The sequence below is a fragment of the Rouxiella sp. Mn2063 genome (assembly GCF_049319665.1).
Classification (GTDB): Bacteria; Pseudomonadota; Gammaproteobacteria; order Enterobacterales; family Enterobacteriaceae; genus JBMOUD01.
The window spans coordinates 113766-133344 of record NZ_JBMOUD010000002.1 but is presented as its reverse complement, the minus strand read 5'-3'; the positions used below and the strand labels follow the sequence as shown (position 1 = coordinate 133344).

Genomic DNA, 19579 nt, shown 5'->3' with positions numbered 1-19579 from the left:
CTCAAAAATCAAATAAATTCTCCCCCATCTCTAAAGTTTTCCCCCTTTCTTACCGATATCTGGCTGGTCAAGATCTCGCTTGTCATTTCCCCCCACGCCCGCGTCCATATCCATAACCCAAGGAGAAAAAGTATGAGTAATGGAACCACACTATCTCAGCGGATCGATAACCTCAGAGTGGGTAAAAAGCTGGGGCTAGGATTTGGTTTTGTTTTAGTGATGCTCGTCGCTATTGCTATCACCAGCCTATTGGAATTCAAAGATGTCAGCCAGAGAGCAGACCGAGTCAGAATTACCAACAAAATGTCGGTTGCTCTTGAAGAAGCCCGAGTAAACCGCGTGCTTTACCAACAGAGCTATAACCCAGAGTACCTGCAGAAGAACCAAGAAAAAATGAATGAGTTGCAGACTATCGCTGAAAACTCAAAGAGCCAGGTAGACTGGGGCGATCAGCTCAGTAATATTGATAAAATTCCGCAATATGTTGCGAGCTACAACCAGGCAGTCGAAGAATTTAAAGAAAAAGTTGCCACCAAAGATGCCGTCCGCGCCAGCTGGAATTTGGGCGACTCACAAGTGGCGATTGAAAACCTGCAACAACAGCTGAAGGTTAATAATGCCGATCCCGCTGTTCGCCTCTTGTTGGCAGAAGTCATCAATAAGACCATTAATATTCGTTATAGCGTAAGAGGGCTCTTGCTTAGCAAAGACCGGGCCTCTGAAGACAGTCTATTAAAAGCCGTTCAAGAAACGCAGGATGAAGCCAAAAACCTGAATGCGCTACTCTTGCCTGAGCAACAAGCTGTACTCGCGCCGCTGATCTCAGCACTAACCACCTATAAAGACCGCGTTGTCGGCTATCTGAATGCTTACGACGATGAGAAAAAAGCGTCCGAGTCACTCTCTTCTAAAGCCGCAGTAACCAGCAAAGTCGTCATTGATATTGCCAGCCAGCAACTTAGCGGTATGAGCCAAGGTGTAAAACGCGGTCAGCTGGTTCTGGCTATCGCAACGGTGGTGGTATTGCTGCTTGGCGTACTGATTTCCTGGTGGATTAGCCGTCAGATTACTCGCCCACTGAATACCACGTTGGTCAGCGCAGAGCGCATCGCTAAAGGTGATCTGACCGGTATCCAGACCACACCGCGTACCGATGAGCTGGGGCAGTTAATGAATGCTGTCGCCAATATGAGTGACAATCTGCGTAATATGATCGGCGAAATCCGTTTGGGTGTCAGCCAGGTTTCCCACGCTGCCGCTGAAATCTCCGCCGGTAACACTGACTTGTCCTCACGTACTGAGCAACAGGCTGCTGCCGTTGAAGAGACTGCCGCCAGCATGGAACAGCTCAGCTCAACGGTGAAACAGAATGCCGATAACGCCCATCACGCGAGCAAACTGGCTTCTGAAGCTTCGCAAACGGCGCAAGTTGGTGGCAAGCAGGTGAACGATGTCGTCGCGACAATGGAGCAGATTTCTAATAGTTCGAAACGCATTGCTGAAATCACGTCTGTAATTAACGGTATCGCTTTCCAGACCAATATCCTGGCGCTGAATGCGGCGGTTGAAGCGGCACGAGCCGGTGAGCAAGGACGTGGCTTCTCGGTCGTTGCCAGCGAAGTACGCAGTCTGGCGCAGCGCAGTGCGCAAGCCGCGAAAGAAATTGAAGGTCTGATTGCTGAATCAGTCGATCGCGTGAAGAGTGGCGCTAAATTGGTAGAGAATACCGGTAATACCATGCAAGACATCGTGAAATCGGTGACCAACGTGCGTGATATTATGGGCGAGATTGCTTCAGCTTCCGATGAACAAAGCCGTGGGATCACTCAGATTTCTCAGGCGATTGTCGAGATGGATAGCACCACACAGCAAAACGCCGCGTTGGTTGAGCAATCAGCTGCTGCCGCTGATTCGCTAGAAGATCAGGCAACGATTTTGACACAAGCTGTCGAAGCGTTCCGTCTTTCCGCCAATGAGACCAGCAATAAATCGGGTCAATTGATGCCGCCAAGCGTGAAAACGTCAACCTTTACCCCGCGTTCACAACAGGTAACGGCGAAAAGTGATAACAACTGGGAAACCTTCTAGTTGCTCTCACTCGCGGCAGCAACCTGAAATAGCCGCAGCATAAGCGACAAATAAATAACGCTCCCAATGGGAGCGTTATTTTTTATTACCAAGAGCTAATTGAATCAGAAGGCTTTTTTAGCGTAACCGGTCACGACTTTCAGGCCCATTTCACGACCCAGCGCGGTCATCGGGTGAACCACCACAATGCCGCGTACCGCTTTCTTCAGCGAGCCCATATCAGCCTGCTCTTTCTTAGTGATTTCACGGCTGAAAGGCAGTTGTGCCAGTTTCTGCGCTTCACTGCTTAATTTGCTGACGCGCACATCTTTCAGACGAGCGATTTCCTTGGTCAGCTTTTCTTTTTCTTCTTCATGATTGGAAATCAACTCGGCATTACCCTGTTGGATAATAGCGGCATCTTTATGATTTAACGCATCCAGCATGTCGCTAAGGCGCTTTATCTCGGCTTTTTCAATCTCTTTCATCGTCTGTAATCCGTACGTGTCATGGCGCATCCAACGTTTACAGCCAGGCTGGAACGTCATCGCTTAAAAGGAAACTAACATCTAGTGTATCAGGAACTGCTTCATTGGGCAGCAGACGCCTCTAATCCTTGTGGTAATGCTCCGGCGGGCAAGCCGCTCATTTCACAGGCGCGTTGGCCAATACGCGCCAATGCCGCCTTGTAACGATCGTTGAAGGGGTAGCAGCAGGAGAGCCGCAACGCATTACGATAACGCCCGCTCGGTGAATAGAGCGTGCCCGGCGTCATACAGATTTTATCCTCTAATAGCTGCTCGAAGAGCAACACCGTATCGACACCGCTTGGAAAATCTACCCAGAAAACAAAACCGCCCGTCGGCTGCGTTGCGCGGGTTCCCAACGGAAAATGCTTCATCAATAGCGCTTTCGCTTCATCAACCAAGCTGGCATAGCGCCTTCTTAACGCACGCAGGTGGTGATCATAACCGCCGGACTCAAGAAACGAGGCCAGCGTTTCCGATAACAGCGTGGATTCAGACATCGAAGAAACCGCCTTTAATTTGCGCAGTTTCTCGGCATAACGCCCACCAGCAATCCAGCCAATACGAAAATCTGGTGCTAACGTTTTGGTAAAGCTGGTGCAGAACAGTACCCAGCCACCGCGATCGAAAGATTTCACCGCTGGTGACAACACCGTATCAAATTGAATTTCGGCATACAGACCATCTTCGATTAACGGCACTTGATGATCGTTCACCAACCGAGCCAGCCGTTTTTTCGCCTCTAACGGCATGGTGAAGCCCATCGGATTCTGCGCCGTTGGCATAGCAATCACCGCATTCAGCCGCTTTTCGTTCAACATCAGTTCCAATGCATCCAAAGAAAGCCCAGTTTGCGGGTCAGTCGGTATTTCGACCGCTTTGAGCCCCAGGCTTGCCAGCAGCGGCAACAGATAAAAATAGGTCGGCGTTTCCAGTCCTACGCTATCACCCGGCTTAGTCGTGACCCGCAGCGCTAATTGCAATGCTTCCATGCAACCGTGGGTCAACGTGATATCCGTCGGCTCGAGCAACATACCCAGAGACATCGAACGCCGCGCGATTTGCTGGCGCAAACGCAAACTACCGGGCGGCAGAGCATATTGCCCAATAAGATGAGGCTGGCGGCGTAATAGTGAAGCCATGATGCGTCCCAGCTTCGCCTCGGGGTAAAAATCACTGGCTTGCGGGCAGGCCAGCGAGATGTTGGTGTAACTTGGGTCAAGTTGTGCGGCAAACACCAAATCGATTAAATCCAGCACTTCATCGGCAGGCTCTGCCGCCAGCGAGTATTCGTCCACGCCGCGCGCCAATACTGGCAAGGCACTGCAAACATAAAATCCAGACTGAGGACGCGCCTCAATCAATCCGCGATCCTCCAAACAACGGTAAGCCGCCACCACGGTATTGATGCTGACATGATGGTCTTGCGCGCTGCGTCGTACTGAAGGTAAACGCGTTCCGGGTAACAAAGTGCCGCGTTGAATCGCCTCGGCTAAATGGTCAGCCAGTTGCTGATAACGCGTTTCTTGCGCGGTATCGCTCAATGCAGCAGAGATTATGTCGGCCATCATATCAGTTCTCGTTAATTGAATGGGTACAGTTGCCAATTAAGCAAACTGTATCCATTACAATAGTCATTTTCTGCCTCTGTCACCATCTCTAATAACTCCTTTATCCTAACAACTCGCCAATAAGAATAAACACAAGGGTAAATAAAATGCTGGATAGCGCTTTTGTCAGTTATGTCGCCGTAATGTCGATTACTCCGGGGCCAAACAACCTGTTGCTGGCCGCATCTGGCGTTAATGTTGGCTGGCGTCGCACCTTACCCGTGATGACCGGGATTGTGATTGGCGGTACCGCGTTATGCGCACTCACCACCTCGTTATTAGCGGTGCTGCTCAATTGGGTGGGGGTAATCCGCCTGCCGCTGGCCATTGTGGGATGTGGTTATCTGTTTTGGCTGTCGTGGAAAATAGTTCGCTCAGGCAAACCCGGTGAGCGTCAATCGCAGCAGCGGGCGATGGGCTGGACTCAAGGGGTGCTGTTCCAAGCGGTCAATCCTAAAGTATGGGTCATGGCTATGAACGTGGCGATTCTCTTTACGCCACCAAGCGGATTTACGGTGCAGCAAACGCTAGGGCTGTGCATCGGCTTTGCGCTGGTCAACATTCCTTGCGTGCTGGTGTGGGTGGTGCTCGGCGACAGATTGCGTCTGGCATTACAAAATGAGGGCAAACGTCGAGCATTTAATTACGTGATGGGCGGCTTGATGGCACTCACCGCATTGTGGCTAATAGTCGATGAGGGCATTAAAGCGCTGGTTTAACCGGAGAAAGACGTGAAGGTTGTTGGTTGCTGATATGCGCAATCAACCCTGTAATGGATAACACCATGGTGGAGCGGACAATTTGCTGGTAACGCTGGCGCTGCATGGCAATCAGCGATTCATCCGCTTCATCAGCACGCAAGAACGTTGGCGTCGGCGGCAGTACATCAACACAGTGCAGTTCGCCAAAAGGCCCAACAATTTCATCATCCGTAAAACGGTATTCGTGGCTTTCGTCATTTAGCGCATCGCACAGTGCCATCAACAACTCAGCATCTTCATACTCGTCGCGACTAATCACACCGAGCGCGTAAACCAGTTTAAGGCGGACCGATAAGTCGCCCAACGGGCCTGTGCCGCTTAGCAGGGGTTCAACCGCGTACTTCACCGCATAATCATCTTTACGAAAGACCTGAACGACCAGCATATCTAATGCTTCCGCCAGCAACTCGACGGCAAACATCAGGAAGCTGCGTACAGTTTTACCTGTATTCAGTTTTTCCAGTACTCGGTTTTCAAAAGCCTGTGCTTTTTCCATCTTAACTATTCACGCGTTGAGTCGCTCAACAACATCTACAAAACTGTGCTTAAAAATACTTACCGTAAGCGCTGGTAAGACGGTCAACAGCCCCGATTATCGAGGCTGCTGATTAATGACACTCAATATCCAGACGCAAGATAATTAGTGCATTTTCTCGTATACGCTGACGGCTTCGGCGACAACATCGCCATCAACAGGCAGGCCAGAGACCTGAGCCAGTGCAGCTTTTGGTCCCAACTCTTCGAGCAGAGCAACCCACTCTTGCGCCTGCGGGTCTTGCTCGCTGCGATAACGCATTGCTGCGGCAATACCGATCACCAGATTGGCGTATGGCAGATTATATTCCAATGTACCCAACAAAGGCTTAACCAAACGGTCGCCTGCGCCAAGTTTGCGCAGTGGCTGACGGCCTACACGCTCAACGTCATCGTGCAAGTACGGGTTTTCAAAGCGTGACAGGATTTTTTCGATGTAAGCCGCGTGTTTACTGGCATCAAAACCGTAACGTTTAATCAGCACATCGCCGCTTTCGTTCATCGCGCCGCGCACCACTAAACGTACTTTCTCATCGAGAATAGCATCACGAATAGTCGCGTGGCCGCCTTGCTGACCGAGGTAAGCGGTGATCGCGTGCCCGGTGTTCAGAGTGAACAGCTTACGCTCAACAAACGCCATCAGGTTATCAGTCGGTTCCATACCCGCGATTTGCGGCAACGGCCCTTTAAACTGAGTTTTATCAACGATCCACTCGCTGAAGGTTTCCACCGTCACTTCCAGAATATCGGTGCTACCTGCGGCCGCTGGCGGCACAATGCGGTCAACCGCTGAGTCAACAAAACCAACGTTGGCTTCAACCCAGGCTTTTTCTTCTTCTGGCAGTGCATTGAAAACGTGCTGTTTGAACTGGCTAGTACCACGCACCATGTTTTCACAGGCAATGATGTTCAACGGCTTGGTATTGCCCTGTTGGTGACGCAGCACCAGACCTTTTGCCACGTTTGGCGCGATTTTTTCTAAAACCGTTGGGCCAACTGCGGTAGTCATCAGGTCAACTTCGGCAATCAGGTTAATCGCATCCTGACCGGTGCTGTTAACCGCACTGACGTTGGTGACTGGCTCTACGCTTGCTTGCTCGCCAACCACGTTAACGTTGTAGCTTTTACGGCTGTTGAGTGCATCAAGAACGGCTTGGTTAACGTCAGCGAAAACCAGTTCAATATGTGCATCGGCTAAAAGTTTACCGATAAAACCACGGCCGATATTTCCGGCACCAAAATGTAATGCTTTCATGATAACTCCCAAATATAGACTGATAAGAATCAGGAAAAGCTGCTCAGCTTCAAACTATGTAACCGGTCTTAAAACGATAAAATTGTGTTTTAAAGCAAAACCTAAGCCTCTAAAACACAAAACAAGTCTTTAAAGTACAAAGCAGGTCTTTAAAAGACCTGCTTTGTGATATTTCCGGACACTAAATGAGGATTTAGCCGCGGATAATTTTCAACACGTCTTCAACATTGGTCGCCGTTGCCAGGCGGTCAATGACACCATCTTCATCCAACGCGTTGGTTAACTTAGTAATCACGCTAATGTGTTCGTTATTGCGCGCGGCGATACCGATAACCAGACGAGCAACGTCATCTTCATCATCGCCCCACTGAATACCCGCCGGATATTGGCAGAACACGATACCGGTTTTCAATACGCGATCTTTCGCCGCGATGGTTCCGTGTGGCACCGCAATTGACTCACCCAGATAGGTTGAAGTCAGTTGCTCACGCTCTAGCATCGCCGCTACATATTCTGGTTCAACATAACCGCCTTTAACCAACTGCTCACCCGCAAAACGGATAGCGGCAGTTTTGTCAGCAGCCTGCAGGCCGAGCAAGATGTTGTCTTTGCTCATCTGGAACAGGTTATCGCTTTCAACTTCTGGCGCGACGCTCTCGTTTGCTACGGCTTGAACGGCAGCGACTGGCGCTTTAGGCGCAGCCGCTTTATTCACATCAACCAAACGCGCAGTCAGGTCGTTATACAGGCCGCTATCGAGGAAGTTAGTCAGTGAGATGTGCTGAGCATGAGGCACCTGGCGCATCGCACGTTCAGTCAGGTCACGGTGAGTAATAACCAAATCCACGTCATCCGGCAGGTTGTTAATCGCCATGTTGGTGACAGAGATATTGCTCAGGCCAGCATCTTGTACTTTCTTACGCAGTACACCGGCACCCATGGCGCTAGAACCCATACCAGCATCACAAGCCACGATGATTTTACGCACGGTAGACAGGTCGCCCGCAACGCCAGCAGCAGCTGGTTTGCCGCCTTTAGACTCGGCTTTCATCTCTTGTACGCGACGCGCTGCATCTTCCAGGTCGTCACCGTCTTTCGCTTTAGTGCTTTTCAGCAGCACACAAGAAACGACGAAGGAAACAACAAAGGCTGCGATAACCGCCGCGATATTAGCAAAGTAAGCGCCTTTTGGCGTCATTGCTAACACAGCAATGATTGAACCCGGTGATGCAGGAGAAACCAAACCACCGTGCAGTACAGTCAGCGTGAACACGCCAGTCATACCACCCAGGATAACTGCCAGCAGCAGACGTGGGTTCATCAGTACATACGGGAAGTAAATTTCGTGAATACCACCCAGGAAGTGGATGATTGCCGCGCCGCCTGCAGATTGCTTGGCACTACCGCGACCGAAGATCATGTAAGCGACCAGCACGCCCAAACCTGGGCCTGGGTTAGCTTCGATCAGGAAGAAGATTGATTTGCCCGCTTGCGTTGCCTGCTGAATGCCCAGCGGTGAGAAGATACCGTGGTTGATAGCATTGTTCAGGAACAGAATTTTTGCAGGTTCAACAAAGATTGAGGTCAGTGGCAGCAGGTCATGGCTAACCATGATTTGCACACCCGCTTCCAGCACTTTTGACAGTGACTCGACCAGCGGACCGATAGCCATAAACGCCAACACGGCCAGCAGCATACCGATGATACCGGCAGAGAAGTTGTTAACCAGCATCTCAAAGCCGCTTTTGATTTTACCGTCAACCCAACGGTCAAAGCGTTTGATACACCAGCCGCCCAATGGACCGGCAATCATTGAACCGAGGAACATCGGCATATCTGCGCCAGCGATAACGCCCATGGTGGTGATAGCACCGACCACGCCACCACGATCGCCACCAACCAAACGTCCACCGGTAAAACCGATCAACAATGGCAGCAGATAGGTGATCATCGGCGCGACGAGCTTGGCTAACGTCGCGTTAGGGATCCAGCCGGTCGGAATGAACAGTGCGGTGATAATACCCCAGGCGATAAATGCGCCGATGTTGGGCATAACCATATTGCTGAGGAAACGACCAAAGCTTTGAACTTTGATCTTAACGTCTGGTGAAAACATAGAGCACACCCCTATTGGTACGCGCTAACAATAAGAGCGCGTTATACGTTGTAATTGGGTGACAGTGAGAAATAACTATCTATGCCCAAAATAATTGGCGTTGCATCAAGGCGGCAAGCTAGCGCAGAGGCAACTTCAAGTATGACGGGTATAACCACTGTCTGCGATGCGGACTCTACCACGCCATTATGACCACGCGTAGCACCACTCTGTGTCGTGATAAAGATCACGACTTTCCCCCTGCCTCCCCCCGTATTTTGGTGATTCACGTCACAAAAATGCCTGATAAACGGCGTCTTATGTATGAAATTTGAACATCATTGCCAAAAAAACGTGATAAAAATCACACTTTCAACCCTCTTGTTTGTTATGAAAATGTGATTTTGATCACAAAATATTTTCAGTAAAAGCCTAAAAAAACGCTCAAAAAAACAACCAGAACATTCTGCATAGCCATTGGGGAAGCCAACAGAAGAAAAAACGGCAGCGCTAAAAGTTAAAAGCAGTGGCCTGATTCAGTCTAAGAATAGGTGAGTTGTTCTAAATTTCGCCGACATTAAGGATGAAACATGATCAAGTCCACATTGAAGCAAGGCGAGGTATACGATTTGCGTTCCGCCTTGGCGCTGCTGGCCGCTTATCCTGACGAATTGATTAGCACGGATGTCGAAGCCGATCCCGATGCAGAAATATCAGGTGTTTATCGCCATGTCGGAGCCAGAGGTACGGTGATGCGCCCAACCAAGCTTGGTCCTGCGATGTTATTTAATACCGTAAAAGGATTTCCCAATGTGCGGGTATTAATCGGTCTGCTGGCTTCCCGTCAGCGCGTGGCTCGTTTGCTTGGTGTTGCAGCGGATAAGTTAGGTTTTTTACTGAAAGACTCAGTCAATAATCCCATCTCTCCAGTTGTGATCCCCGCAGAGCAGGCCAGTTGCCAACAAGTGGTACATCTCGCCAGCACTCCCGGCTTCGATATCCGTAAGCTGCTACCCGCTCCCACCAATACCGAAGAAGATGCCGGCCCTTATTTCACCATGGGCATGTGTTACGCCTCTGACCCAGAAACGGGGGCATCGGATGTGACTATCCATCGCCTGTGTGTGCAAAGCGCCGATGAAATTTCGATGTATTTCGTACCAGGACGCCACTTGGACGCGTTTCGCATGAAGGCGGAAGCGGCGGGCCATGCTCTGCCGATTTCAATCAGCATCGGGGTTGATCCAGCCATTGAAATCGGGGCCTGCTTTGAGCCTCCGACCACACCACTTGGTTTTGATGAACTGGCGGTAGCCGGTAGCTTACGCAATCAACCGGTTGAGTTGGTGAACTGTGTCTGCGTCAACGCGCGGGCGATAGCCAACGCAGAAATTGTGATTGAAGGCGAGCTCATCGCTAATTATCGCGTCCGCGAAGATCAAAATACCAATACCGGCAAAGCCATGCCCGAATTTCCCGGTTATACCGGCGAGGCAAAACAAGCGGTACCGGTTATCAAGGTGAAGGCCATTACCCACCGGAAGCAGCCGATTTTGCAAACCGTGATTGGGCCAAGCGAAGAGCACGTCAATATGGCTGGGATACCTACTGAAGCCAGTATCCTCGATATGGTGGAACGAGCAATGCCCGGGCGCTTGCTAAATGTCTACGCGCATCCCTCCGGCGGTGGCAAATACTTGGCGGTAATGCAGTTTAAAAAATCGCTACTCTCGGATGAAGGCCGACAACGCCAGGCTGCGCTGTTGGCTTTTGCCGCCTTTGGCGAGCTCAAGCATGTAATTTTGGTCGATGAAGATGTCGATCTTTTTGATACCGACGATGTGCTATGGGCGATGCAAACCCGTTATCAGGGCGATATCAGTACGGTATTCATTCCCGGTGTGCGTTGCCACCCGCTTGACCCTTCACAAAGCCCGGCATTTAATCCACAGCTGCAAGATGTTGGGATTTCCTGCAAAACCATTTTTGACTGCACCGTGCCTTTTAAACTCAAAGCCCAGTTCCAGCGGTCGCAGTTTAAAGAGGTGGATGTCACCCGCTTTATTCCCGGCTTTACGCCGTAACACCCGCCCGCTTTAGCACTGTTGCTAATCAACAATGAAAAAGGCGACCTCCGTTATCGGAAGGTCGCCTTTAGGCAGGCCATTTTCAGACAAGCATTGTTTAGTCAAACAACCATCGCTGGGGGATTAATTCGCGCCCTGTGCCTTGCTAATTGCCGCTTGTAACTCTTCTGCGGAAACCGCGCCTGGCAATACGGTGGTGTTATCCGCCGTCGCACCAGAAACCGGCATCACCACAAAACCAGGTGTGCCGCCAAAGCCCAGCGTACGCGCCAGCTCATCGTTGTTAGCCAAGGCAACATGAGTTGCTTTGCGCTGTTCAGCCGTTGGCAATGACGCGTGGACCGCTTCAACCGCACCAGAGATATCTGCGTCGGTCAGCTTACCTTCGTCATGTCCTGTAGCGTATAGCGCGTTATGGAAGTCCAAATACGCCTGCGCGCCTTTCTTCTGCCAAATAGAGATTGCCGTTTCTGCCGCGCTGATAGAAGCCGGCCAGCGATCGCCAAAGATTGGCCACTCTTTAAAGACAAACCGAACTTTTGGGTTGGCTTTAATTGTTTGCTCAACTAATGGCGCCATGCGGCTGCAATACATGCATTGGTAGTCAAAGAACTCGACAAAAGCTACTTTGGCGTCTTTCGGGCCATATGTCGGGGTATCTTTGTCGTTAACCAACGCTTGCGCGTTAGAAATAACCGCTGTCAGAGTATCTTTTGCTTGCTGATCTTGCTGCTGGGCCTGCAACTTCTGGCTAACCTGTACCAGAATTTCTGGATGAGCAACCAGGTAATCGCTAGCAATCTTACCGATAGCAGCCTGCTGAGCTGGCGTGAAATCAGCCGTCGCGCTATCTGCTGCTGCCGCGATACCTGGTGCAATCACCAGTGAGGCCAGTAATGTCAACATGTGACGCTTCATTCAATTTCCTTAGTGGGTTAAAGGCATTCTTAATATCAGTAGAATCTCAGCGAGCTGCTTGGGTATTCCGCTCTGACAAATCAAGCGATTATCTCACGACTGTTTTGGGCTTTCTTCAAGTAAAATTTTGTATAGACAGTCTTTGATGTGCAGCTTCTCTTTTTTTAGCTGAACGACATTATCGTTATAACCATTACCCGTCGGCCCTTCTAAGCGAGCAATCTGGTGATCGAGTTGGTTATGCTTATCAAATAGTGACTGGAAGCGAGGGTGGCTAGACTTAAGATGTGAGATTAATTCGCGATACTCTGGGAACATAATTTATCTCCTTTTTAGTTAAATCACCGTGGCCTTGTTACACCACTACGGAGCAGGGCTCCTCTTCGCACTGTAGTTCATATCTCCATTCTTCACATGACATTGCTCAATAAAAGTACGATTCCTCAGCATCTTTTCACATCTTTAACTGATGGAGCTCAGTAACAGTGGCTTATCTTGCGTAGCGCCAGACGAAAATTTAAAACAAAAAAGCCACGTTGTGTTGAACAACGTGGCTGATAGATTCGACGTGACTATCGTTAGAAACGACTATCGGCTAGAAGCGACTAATTCCCGCCCGCAATCTTTTGCGCGGTCAGTAATGCCTGCTGCTTGCCTAATAAGCCGGTCATCATCGTATTGTACTGCGTCGCCTGCTGCTGAGTCGGGAACTGCACCCCGCCATTAGCAAAATTCACCTGATTGCCTTGCTGATTCAGGAAATCGCCGACAGCAATCAAATCCTGCATAAAGCTAGCAAAAGCAGGGATCGCTGGCAGAACAGCATTAGCAGGATCGGTCACATCTTGAGCGTAAACTTTGCTGTAAACCGCTTTCAGATCGTCCGGTTGTTTCAATGCCGCCTGTGCTGTGTCAGCTTGCGTTTTAGCGCTCTGAATCTGCTGCTGCAACATACTTAGCGTGCCACTCGCCTGCTGCAATGCATTACGCTGTTGCATGTAGTCCTGCGGCACACGAATCTGCCCAATCTCATTGACTGCCGGCACCAAACCATTGGTAACAGACATTTTCAACTGACGAGAGAAATTAAGAATGATGGTGTAATCATTCACATAAGGGCCAAATTTTTGTTTCTGATCTTCACTAAGCGACGGCAGGTTTTGCCCGCTGCGCATCACAGTATTTTGCAGATAATCGATAAAGGCTTTACGCTGCTGCGGCTCTTTATCACCACATCCCGTCAATTGGAAAATGACGAGCAATGCCATGATAGGCGCTAGCCAGCGTACCAATACCTTGCTCCTGATCCCTACAGCCATTTGTACTGACTCCTGATTCAAAATTCTTTTACCAGCCGATTCCATGCTGATTATACCCAATAAACGTCGAGATGCAGGTAGGCGGCAACTGAGAGAGTCCCCATGAGCTTAGATAACTAAGTGACTGGGACGAGCAAAGGCAGCCAACACCCCTGCAGCTTGAAGTATGACGGGTGTATGTTGTCCTAACGTTGCATAGAATAGACCATCCTCTGACGATCCGATACTACAAAGAGGGGCGATCGGCAGGGAAGAAGTTGATAAAACAGGCGCTAAGAAGGTGGCCTATCATGCCGATCTTTTAAGCATGCACATAAAAATAGCAAGATCTGCCATGTTAAATGCGAACATGTCGTAATATCATTTGCCATTAGTAACAATTTGGTGGTTTTGAGCGTAACCAAACCTGCCTATTTTTCATTCGATCTCCGCTGACAGCTGGCAAGGACAAGATGAGCGACAATAACCTAACGCACCAACAGGCAGTAATGACTCTTTCACAGCGTCAGTGGGATCAACCGCCCTCGGAAACGACATCTGCTGTTGAGGCCTTGGAACAAGGTAAAGTGTTATTTTTCCCGCAACTATCCTTCGTTCTTGACCCGCAACAGATGGCGTTGCTCGACCCTGCTTTAGTTGATCCGAAAAGAAAAAACATCAGCTATAAGGCCGATCAAAAGGCGTTAAATGGCGTTGCACAAGCTGATAAGAAGCCGCAGGTACAGGCGCTGCTGGATAATTATTACCATGCATGTAAGTCGTTAATCGCCAACGTCCTGCCAGAATACAAAGATGTGCTGCATACGCCGACGAATAGCCTGCGTTTGCATCCTGTCACCGCGTGGCGCAATAACAGTTCATGGCGTAAAGACGATAGCCGCCTCCACGTTGATGCCTTCCCTTCTCGCCCGAATTATGGCCAACGTATTCTGCGCATTTTTAATAATATTAATCCGCAGAACGAAGACCGCATTTGGCGCGTTGGTGAACCTTTCCCAGAGCTGGCACAGCGTTTCTTGCCGAAACTTGGCGCTTACTCGCCTTTTAGCAGTTGGATACAGAATAAAGTCGGCATCACTAAGAGCCGCCGTAGTCACTACGATCATCTGATGCTGCAAATGCACGATAAGATGAAATCTGACGCTGATTATCAACAAAATGGTCGCCAACTGACGCTGGCATTTCCACCTGGCAGTACTTGGGTCTGTTTCTCAGATCAAACCCCGCATGCGGCCATGTCCGGGCAGTTTATGTTGGAGCAAACCTTCCTGCTGGAAGTCGATAAAATGAAAAACCCAGCCACGTCGCCGTTGAAAACACTGGAAAGCTTAACCTCTCAGCGTCTGATTTAACGTCTGATCGCGTTGATGTTACGGCAAAAAAATACCGGTTTGGGTTACCCCTAAACCGGTATTTTTATTTTGGCGCTTTTTATCGCGCCAACTGTGATGATTATTGCAGTACGGAGATATCCGCAACCTGCAAGAACAGCTCACGCAGTTTACTCAGCAGCGTCAGACGGTTAATACGTACCGCCTCATCTTCTGCCATGACCATCACTTGATCAAAGAAAGCATCGACGGTTTCACGCAGAGCCGCCAGCTCAACCAGCGCTTCTTTGTATTCACCGGCCGCAAACAGCGGTTGCAGCTTATCGCGCAGCACAATCAGGTGCGTTGCCAGTTTCAACTCAGCAGGCTCTTTTAGCACAGAAGCACTTACCTGGTCGTACAGCGTTTCGCTAGATTTGGCCAGAATATTAGACACACGCTTGTTAGCTGCCGCCAGGGTCGCTGCTTCATCCAGTGTACGGAAGTAGCTCACCGCTTTCACACGCGCATCGAAGTCAGCCGGTTTGGTTGGGCGACGCGCCAACACCGCTTGGATGGTATCGACGCTGTGGCCTTCTTCCTGGTACCAGGCACGGAAACGGCCCAGCATGAAGTCGACAACATCATCAACAACGTTAGCGTTGCTCAGCTTATCACCGTACAGGCGCACCGCTTCTTCAGTCAGCGTTTGCAGATCCAGCGGCAGGTTTTTCTCTACGATAATACGCAGAACACCCAAAGCCGCACGACGTAGCGCAAACGGGTCTTTATCGCCTTTCGGATGTTGTCCGATCCCGAAAATACCGGCCAGCGTATCCATCTTGTCAGCAATCGCCAGCGCACAAGCCACTAAAGATTCTGGCAGTACATCACCGGCGAAACGCGGTTGATATTGCTCATTGAGCGCAACGGCCACTTCTTCAGCTTCGCCATCATGACGCGCATAGTGCATTCCCATCACGCCTTGCGTGTCGGTGAATTCAAACACCATGTTGGTCATCAGGTCGCACTTAGACAGTAAACCAGCACGCTTGGCGTTCTCAACGTTGGCACCAATTTTCCCCGCAATCCAACCGGCCAGTTCTTGAATACGGTTGGTTTTGTCACGCAGCGTACCCAGCTCTTTCTGGAACAATACGGTTTCCAGACGCGGCAGGTTATCTTCCAGACGCTTTTTCAAGTCGGTATTAAAGAAGAACTCAGCATCAGCTAAACGCGGACGCACAACTTTCTCGTTGCCGGAAATGATTTGCTGCGGATCTTTCGATTCAATGTTGGTAACAAAGATGAAGTTAGGCAGCAGTTTGCCCGCGGCGTCGTACACAGGGAAATACTTCTGATCGCCCTTCATGGTGTAAACCAGCGCTTCGGCCGGCACCGCCAGGAATTTCTCTTCGAATTTAGCGGTCAGCACCACTGGCCATTCCACCAATGACGCCACTTCTTCCAACAGGCTTTCGCTCAAATCAGCGATACCGCCAATCTCTTTCGCAGCCTGTTCAGCGTCGCGCTTGATGGTCGCTTTACGTTGCTCGTAATCAGCGATGACTTTACCACGCTCAAGCAAAATTTGCGGATACTGGTCAGCGGTATCAATAGTGAACTCTGGCTCACCCATAAAGCGGTGACCGCGCAGAGTACGCGCAGATTCAATGCCCAAAATAGTACCGGGGATCAGTTCATCACCCAGCAGCATGGTCACGGTATGTACCGGACGCACGAACTGCACGTCGGAGTCACCCCAACGCATCAGTTTAGGAATCGGCAATTTAGCCAGTGATGTGGCAATCATGGCTGGCAGCAGCGATTGCACGCTTTCGCCTTTCACGTTGGCGCGATACACCAACCACTCACCTTTGTCGCTAGTCAGACGATCGGCTTGATCAACGGTGATCCCACAGCCGCGTGCCCAGCCTTCAGCCGCTTTAGTCGGTTTGCCTTCGGCGTCATACGCCTGAGCGATTGCCGGGCCGCGTTTTTCTACTTCACGGTCAGGTTGGGAAGCGCTGAGGTTAGCGACTTTCAACGCTAAACGGCGCGGAGAAGCAAACCACTTTACATCACCGTGCGCGAGATTCGCGGCATCGAGTTCTGCGGTCAGGTTAGCCGCAAAGGATTCGGCCAGATTACGCAGAGCTTTCGGTGGCAGCTCTTCGGTACCGATTTCTACCAGAAAAGTTTTTTCAGTCATGGCTGTTTTCTCACTTCTCGTTCTTTTTGCACATCGGGAAACCTAACGCTTCGCGGGAGGCATAATAAGCCTCGGCAACCGCTTTAGTCAGGGTACGGATGCGCAGAATATAGCGCTGACGCTCGGTCACAGAGATAGCTTTACGCGCATCGAGCAAGTTAAAGCAGTGCGCGGCTTTCAAAATACGTTCGTAAGCAGGCAGCGGCAGAGGTTTTTCCAATGCCAGAAGCATTTGCGCTTCTTTCTCGTGCTGTTCAAAACAGGTGAACAGGAAGTCCACATCAGCGTATTCGAAGTTATAAGTGGATTGCTCCACTTCATTTTGGTGGAACACGTCGCCGTAAGTGGTTTTTCCTAACGGGCCGTCGCTCCATACCAGGTCATAAACGCTGTCTACGCCCTGAATGTACATAGCCAAACGCTCGAGGCCGTAAGTGATTTCACCGGTAACAGGTTTGCACTCCAGGCCGCCAACTTGCTGGAAGTAAGTGAACTGCGTCACTTCCATGCCGTTTAGCCACACTTCCCAACCTAGTCCCCAGGCACCCAGCGTTGGGTTTTCCCAGTTATCTTCAACGAAGCGGATATCGTGAATTGTTGGGTCCAGGCCCAGTTCTTTCAGCGAGCCAAGATAAAGCTCCTGAATGTTATCTGGAGAAGGCTTAATGATGACTTGAAATTGGTAATAGTGTTGCAGGCGGTTCGGGTTCTCGCCGTAACGTCCATCGGTAGGGCGGCGTGAAGGCTGAACATAAGCCGCAGCAATTGGCTCTGGCCCTAAAGCGCGCATACTGGTCATCGGGTGGGATGTTCCCGCGCCAACTTCCATATCGAGTGGTTGTATAATAGTGCAGCCTTGCTGCGACCAGTAATCCTGAAGCGTCAGGATCAAGCCTTGGAAGGTCTTGGTATCAAACTTTTGCATGTTGTTTTCGCACGCGAGACAAGTAGGTTTAAAAGGGATGCGCCAGTATACCCGTTGACCGTAAGATATACAGCCAGAATCCGGTAACATCTGCCCCTTAAACCGATAATTGTTGATTTATCGCTCACTAAGGATACGAACCGCGCAACTCGCTCACCGCAAGATGAGCCATGGCTGCGAAAGCATTTTATGAAAAAGAGATGAACAAAAGATAAAGGGATAAACGGATTTTTCACGTTTTTTATTGAATTAATTCTCTAAAAAACCAGCTTTTACTGATGAAATAAAAATAAATAAATTTAATCTTACTGAAATTTAAATATATTTAAAGACGTTGTGAAAAATTAAATAAACAGATTACCGCGCTTTAATTCATCCTATGAATTGACGTTTTGGCGAATAGCTCAACTTCACTACTGACTCCAAGCTTACTCATTAAACTTAATTTCTGCGCACTGACTGTCTTTACACTTTTAACAACGAGTTTGGCAATTTTTGATACACTATATCCTTGCAAGATATAATCCAAGATCATCCGTTCTTTATGAGTCAGGATATCTTTCAAACGATTCATCGGCTGCGGAAGTCTATTGAGAAGTTCGAGAATTCTCGGGCTTAACACTTCCTCCCCAACTAACGCGCGTGTTAATAGTATCTCCAAGGTAGCACTGGGTTCATCAATAGCGATAATAGCAATATTTTTTGCCTCGACGAGGCGATTCAAAATAAAATAATTCTCACAGGCCGTGAGTAATATAATAAATAAACCTGGTTGAGATTTTTTTAAATTAAATAATTCATTATAACCGCTAAGCGGTCCTTCGCCTTTGCCTGAGATATCCGTAATAATCATATCAACATGATGTACGGATACTGACGCAAGTAAAGCCCTCATCGATTCTACATTACAGACAACTTCAGCGCCGGGAGAAAGTGCAACACTCATTGAAACCAGACCGAGGCGCGTCATTGGACTCCCATGCATAATAGCCAAACGTTGCCGCATCTTGCTTCTCCCTTGCTGCAATGAATAATGGTATATACCCGTCATACTTCAAGTTGCAGGGTATAAGCTTGCCTACCAGAACAAAACTATCCGATAAAAGCGTTTCTCTTATTGTCCCAAATGGCAAGTCATCATGCCGCCCAGCGCGTACAACTCACCGTCATCATGGATGTTAAGATGCTTCATTACACTGATTTTTTGCGCAGATGCCGTTCTCACATCCCGGCCATTAACTCGCGCGATATCTGTTACACGTTTACCTGATAAAAGATCTAAAATAAGGTGCCCTTCAACAGGTGATAGCATCTTATAACTCTGGGAACCGATAAGTTTGTGCACCTCAGTACTATAAGCAACATTTCCCTGTACTAAATTAAAAATAAGCTTAGCAAATTCCTCTTCCGATTCTGAATCCAGAATCACCCCCTTGATGCCTAGTGAAACCAATAGTCCCCAAAACATTCGCTCGCCAGATTGGCAATGCACCAGAACACGCTTTCCCTTTTTGGTTAAATTAAAAATTTGCTGGAGCTTATCAATAAGAGACGGTTCTTTTCTGCTTATACCAATAATGATTAAATCCACATAATCACAATTATCTTGTAATAGGTTATCAACTTTATCAACGCTGATGACATCTTGTAATTGATACCCTAACTTTTGCAAAGATAAGCGTATCGCAATTTCATTAGGGTAATATTGCTCATTAATTAAAATGAAATGCTCACTTTTATTATTCATATTAATAAAAGAAGATATATTTTCATTTTTAACTGATAAACGTTCAAATGTACTAATAGCAGACATAGATAAGCGCCTCCTTGCCATTCGTTCGCAAAGTTTTTTAAATACTCATGATGTTCGCTGGATGATTAAATAATACCATATCCATCATACTTGAAGTTGCGTTTATATTGGCCATGCTCGCCACTGAATCAATAACATAATTCGAG

At 49.0% G+C, this 19579-nt stretch carries 17 protein-coding genes; 4 read left to right on the top strand and 13 right to left on the bottom strand.

Features of this window, described 5'->3' with window-relative positions; translation table 11 throughout:
* The first annotated feature begins 132 nt into the window (after nucleotides 1-132).
* Nucleotides 133-2088 carry a methyl-accepting chemotaxis protein gene (locus tag ACL9RG_RS03990; RefSeq protein WP_422791299.1) on the top strand — a complete coding sequence of 652 codons (1956 nt, stop codon included), beginning with the start codon at nucleotides 133-135 and terminating at the stop codon, nucleotides 2086-2088.
* Between the two features lie 104 nt (nucleotides 2089-2192).
* Here ACL9RG_RS03990 and ACL9RG_RS03985 read toward each other — a convergent pair whose 3' ends face one another.
* Together ACL9RG_RS03985 and ACL9RG_RS03980 are read right to left on the bottom strand one after the other, a co-directional pair.
* Nucleotides 2193-2555 carry a YibL family ribosome-associated protein gene (locus tag ACL9RG_RS03985; protein WP_422791298.1) on the bottom strand — a complete coding sequence of 121 codons (363 nt, stop codon included), beginning with the start codon at nucleotides 2553-2555 and terminating at the stop codon, nucleotides 2193-2195.
* Nucleotides 2556-2656: 101 nt separating this feature from the next.
* Nucleotides 2657-4165 (bottom strand): PLP-dependent aminotransferase family protein, encoded by a 1509-nt coding sequence (locus tag ACL9RG_RS03980; RefSeq protein ID WP_422791297.1) that lies wholly within the window; start codon nucleotides 4163-4165, stop codon nucleotides 2657-2659.
* 146 nt (nucleotides 4166-4311) lie between these two features.
* Here ACL9RG_RS03980 and ACL9RG_RS03975 point away from each other — a divergent pair, with 146 nt between their 5' ends.
* Nucleotides 4312-4923, top strand: a complete 612-nt coding sequence (locus tag ACL9RG_RS03975) for a LysE family translocator (RefSeq protein WP_422791296.1) — start codon at nucleotides 4312-4314, stop codon at nucleotides 4921-4923.
* On the opposite strand, the gene ACL9RG_RS03970 is transcribed toward ACL9RG_RS03975, so the two are convergent.
* The 4 genes from ACL9RG_RS03970 to ACL9RG_RS03955 form a co-directional block, all read right to left on the bottom strand.
* Nucleotides 4907-5461 carry an MltR family transcriptional regulator gene (locus ACL9RG_RS03970; RefSeq protein ID WP_422791295.1) on the bottom strand — a complete coding sequence of 185 codons (555 nt, stop codon included), beginning with the start codon at nucleotides 5459-5461 and terminating at the stop codon, nucleotides 4907-4909. The genes ACL9RG_RS03975 and ACL9RG_RS03970 overlap by 17 nt on opposite strands.
* A gap of 144 nt (nucleotides 5462-5605) precedes the next feature.
* Nucleotides 5606-6754 carry a mannitol-1-phosphate 5-dehydrogenase gene (locus tag ACL9RG_RS03965; protein WP_422791294.1) on the bottom strand — a complete coding sequence of 383 codons (1149 nt, stop codon included), beginning with the start codon at nucleotides 6752-6754 and terminating at the stop codon, nucleotides 5606-5608.
* A 193-nt stretch (nucleotides 6755-6947) separates the two neighbouring features.
* Entirely contained in the window at nucleotides 6948-8870 is a 1923-nt protein-coding gene (locus tag ACL9RG_RS03960; RefSeq protein ID WP_422791293.1) for a PTS mannitol transporter subunit IICBA, read from the bottom strand.
* Between the two features lie 41 nt (nucleotides 8871-8911).
* On the bottom strand, nucleotides 8912-9100 hold the full coding sequence (locus ACL9RG_RS03955; protein ID WP_422791292.1) for a hypothetical protein: 189 nt from the start codon (nucleotides 9098-9100) through the stop codon (nucleotides 8912-8914).
* A gap of 339 nt (nucleotides 9101-9439) precedes the next feature.
* On the opposite strand from ACL9RG_RS03955, the gene ACL9RG_RS03950 reads away from it, so the two are divergent.
* Nucleotides 9440-10933: a UbiD family decarboxylase gene (locus ACL9RG_RS03950; RefSeq protein ID WP_422791291.1), complete on the top strand. Its 1494-nt coding sequence runs from the start codon at nucleotides 9440-9442 to the stop codon at nucleotides 10931-10933.
* A 126-nt stretch (nucleotides 10934-11059) separates the two neighbouring features.
* On the opposite strand, the gene ACL9RG_RS03945 is transcribed toward ACL9RG_RS03950, so the two are convergent.
* From ACL9RG_RS03945 to ACL9RG_RS03935, 3 genes are all read right to left on the bottom strand, one after another.
* Nucleotides 11060-11854, bottom strand: a complete 795-nt coding sequence (locus tag ACL9RG_RS03945) for a DsbA family protein (RefSeq protein ID WP_422791290.1) — start codon at nucleotides 11852-11854, stop codon at nucleotides 11060-11062.
* Nucleotides 11855-11947: 93 nt separating this feature from the next.
* The gene (locus ACL9RG_RS03940) at nucleotides 11948-12172 is read right to left on the bottom strand and encodes a YdcH family protein (RefSeq protein WP_422791289.1); all 225 of its coding nucleotides are present in this window, start codon (nucleotides 12170-12172) and stop codon (nucleotides 11948-11950) included.
* 287 nt (nucleotides 12173-12459) lie between these two features.
* Nucleotides 12460-13173, bottom strand: a complete 714-nt coding sequence (locus tag ACL9RG_RS03935; protein ID WP_422791288.1) for a DUF3053 domain-containing protein — start codon at nucleotides 13171-13173, stop codon at nucleotides 12460-12462.
* A 452-nt stretch (nucleotides 13174-13625) separates the two neighbouring features.
* On the opposite strand from ACL9RG_RS03935, the gene ACL9RG_RS03930 reads away from it, so the two are divergent.
* Nucleotides 13626-14525, top strand: a complete 900-nt coding sequence (locus ACL9RG_RS03930; protein ID WP_422791287.1) for a Kdo hydroxylase family protein — start codon at nucleotides 13626-13628, stop codon at nucleotides 14523-14525.
* Between the two features lie 100 nt (nucleotides 14526-14625).
* On the opposite strand, the gene glyS is transcribed toward ACL9RG_RS03930, so the two are convergent.
* The 4 genes from glyS to ACL9RG_RS03910 form a co-directional block, all read right to left on the bottom strand.
* The gene (gene glyS / locus ACL9RG_RS03925; protein ID WP_422791286.1) at nucleotides 14626-16695 is read right to left on the bottom strand and encodes a glycine--tRNA ligase subunit beta; all 2070 of its coding nucleotides are present in this window, start codon (nucleotides 16693-16695) and stop codon (nucleotides 14626-14628) included.
* A gap of 10 nt (nucleotides 16696-16705) precedes the next feature.
* Nucleotides 16706-17620, bottom strand: a complete 915-nt coding sequence (glyQ, locus tag ACL9RG_RS03920; RefSeq protein ID WP_422791285.1) for a glycine--tRNA ligase subunit alpha — start codon at nucleotides 17618-17620, stop codon at nucleotides 16706-16708.
* A gap of 367 nt (nucleotides 17621-17987) precedes the next feature.
* Nucleotides 17988-18626, bottom strand: coding sequence for a LuxR C-terminal-related transcriptional regulator (locus ACL9RG_RS03915; protein WP_422791284.1), 639 nt, complete (start codon nucleotides 18624-18626; stop codon nucleotides 17988-17990).
* A 108-nt stretch (nucleotides 18627-18734) separates the two neighbouring features.
* Nucleotides 18735-19433, bottom strand: coding sequence for a hypothetical protein (locus ACL9RG_RS03910; protein ID WP_422791283.1), 699 nt, complete (start codon nucleotides 19431-19433; stop codon nucleotides 18735-18737).
* Between the last annotated feature and the right edge of the window lie 146 nt (nucleotides 19434-19579).

Excerpts from the sequence above, each read along its gene's own strand:
- ACL9RG_RS03990 (WP_422791299.1), top strand. The coding sequence starts at position 133 with ATGAGTAATGGAACCACACTATCTCAGCGGATCGATAACCTCAGAGTG.
- ACL9RG_RS03985 (WP_422791298.1), bottom strand. The coding sequence starts at position 2,555 with ATGAAAGAGATTGAAAAAGCCGAGATAAAGCGCCTTAGCGACATGCTG.
- ACL9RG_RS03980 (WP_422791297.1), bottom strand. The coding sequence starts at position 4,165 with ATGATGGCCGACATAATCTCTGCTGCATTGAGCGATACCGCGCAAGAA.
- ACL9RG_RS03975 (WP_422791296.1), top strand. The coding sequence starts at position 4,312 with ATGCTGGATAGCGCTTTTGTCAGTTATGTCGCCGTAATGTCGATTACT.
- ACL9RG_RS03970 (WP_422791295.1), bottom strand. The coding sequence starts at position 5,461 with ATGGAAAAAGCACAGGCTTTTGAAAACCGAGTACTGGAAAAACTGAAT.
- ACL9RG_RS03965 (WP_422791294.1), bottom strand. The coding sequence starts at position 6,754 with ATGAAAGCATTACATTTTGGTGCCGGAAATATCGGCCGTGGTTTTATC.
- ACL9RG_RS03960 (WP_422791293.1), bottom strand. The coding sequence starts at position 8,870 with ATGTTTTCACCAGACGTTAAGATCAAAGTTCAAAGCTTTGGTCGTTTC.
- ACL9RG_RS03950 (WP_422791291.1), top strand. The coding sequence starts at position 9,440 with ATGATCAAGTCCACATTGAAGCAAGGCGAGGTATACGATTTGCGTTCC.
- ACL9RG_RS03945 (WP_422791290.1), bottom strand. The coding sequence starts at position 11,854 with ATGAAGCGTCACATGTTGACATTACTGGCCTCACTGGTGATTGCACCA.
- ACL9RG_RS03940 (WP_422791289.1), bottom strand. The coding sequence starts at position 12,172 with ATGTTCCCAGAGTATCGCGAATTAATCTCACATCTTAAGTCTAGCCAC.
- ACL9RG_RS03935 (WP_422791288.1), bottom strand. The coding sequence starts at position 13,173 with ATGGCTGTAGGGATCAGGAGCAAGGTATTGGTACGCTGGCTAGCGCCT.
- ACL9RG_RS03930 (WP_422791287.1), top strand. The coding sequence starts at position 13,626 with ATGAGCGACAATAACCTAACGCACCAACAGGCAGTAATGACTCTTTCA.
- glyS (WP_422791286.1), bottom strand. The coding sequence starts at position 16,695 with ATGACTGAAAAAACTTTTCTGGTAGAAATCGGTACCGAAGAGCTGCCA.
- glyQ (WP_422791285.1), bottom strand. The coding sequence starts at position 17,620 with ATGCAAAAGTTTGATACCAAGACCTTCCAAGGCTTGATCCTGACGCTT.
- ACL9RG_RS03915 (WP_422791284.1), bottom strand. The coding sequence starts at position 18,626 with ATGCGGCAACGTTTGGCTATTATGCATGGGAGTCCAATGACGCGCCTC.
- ACL9RG_RS03910 (WP_422791283.1), bottom strand. The coding sequence starts at position 19,433 with ATGTCTGCTATTAGTACATTTGAACGTTTATCAGTTAAAAATGAAAAT.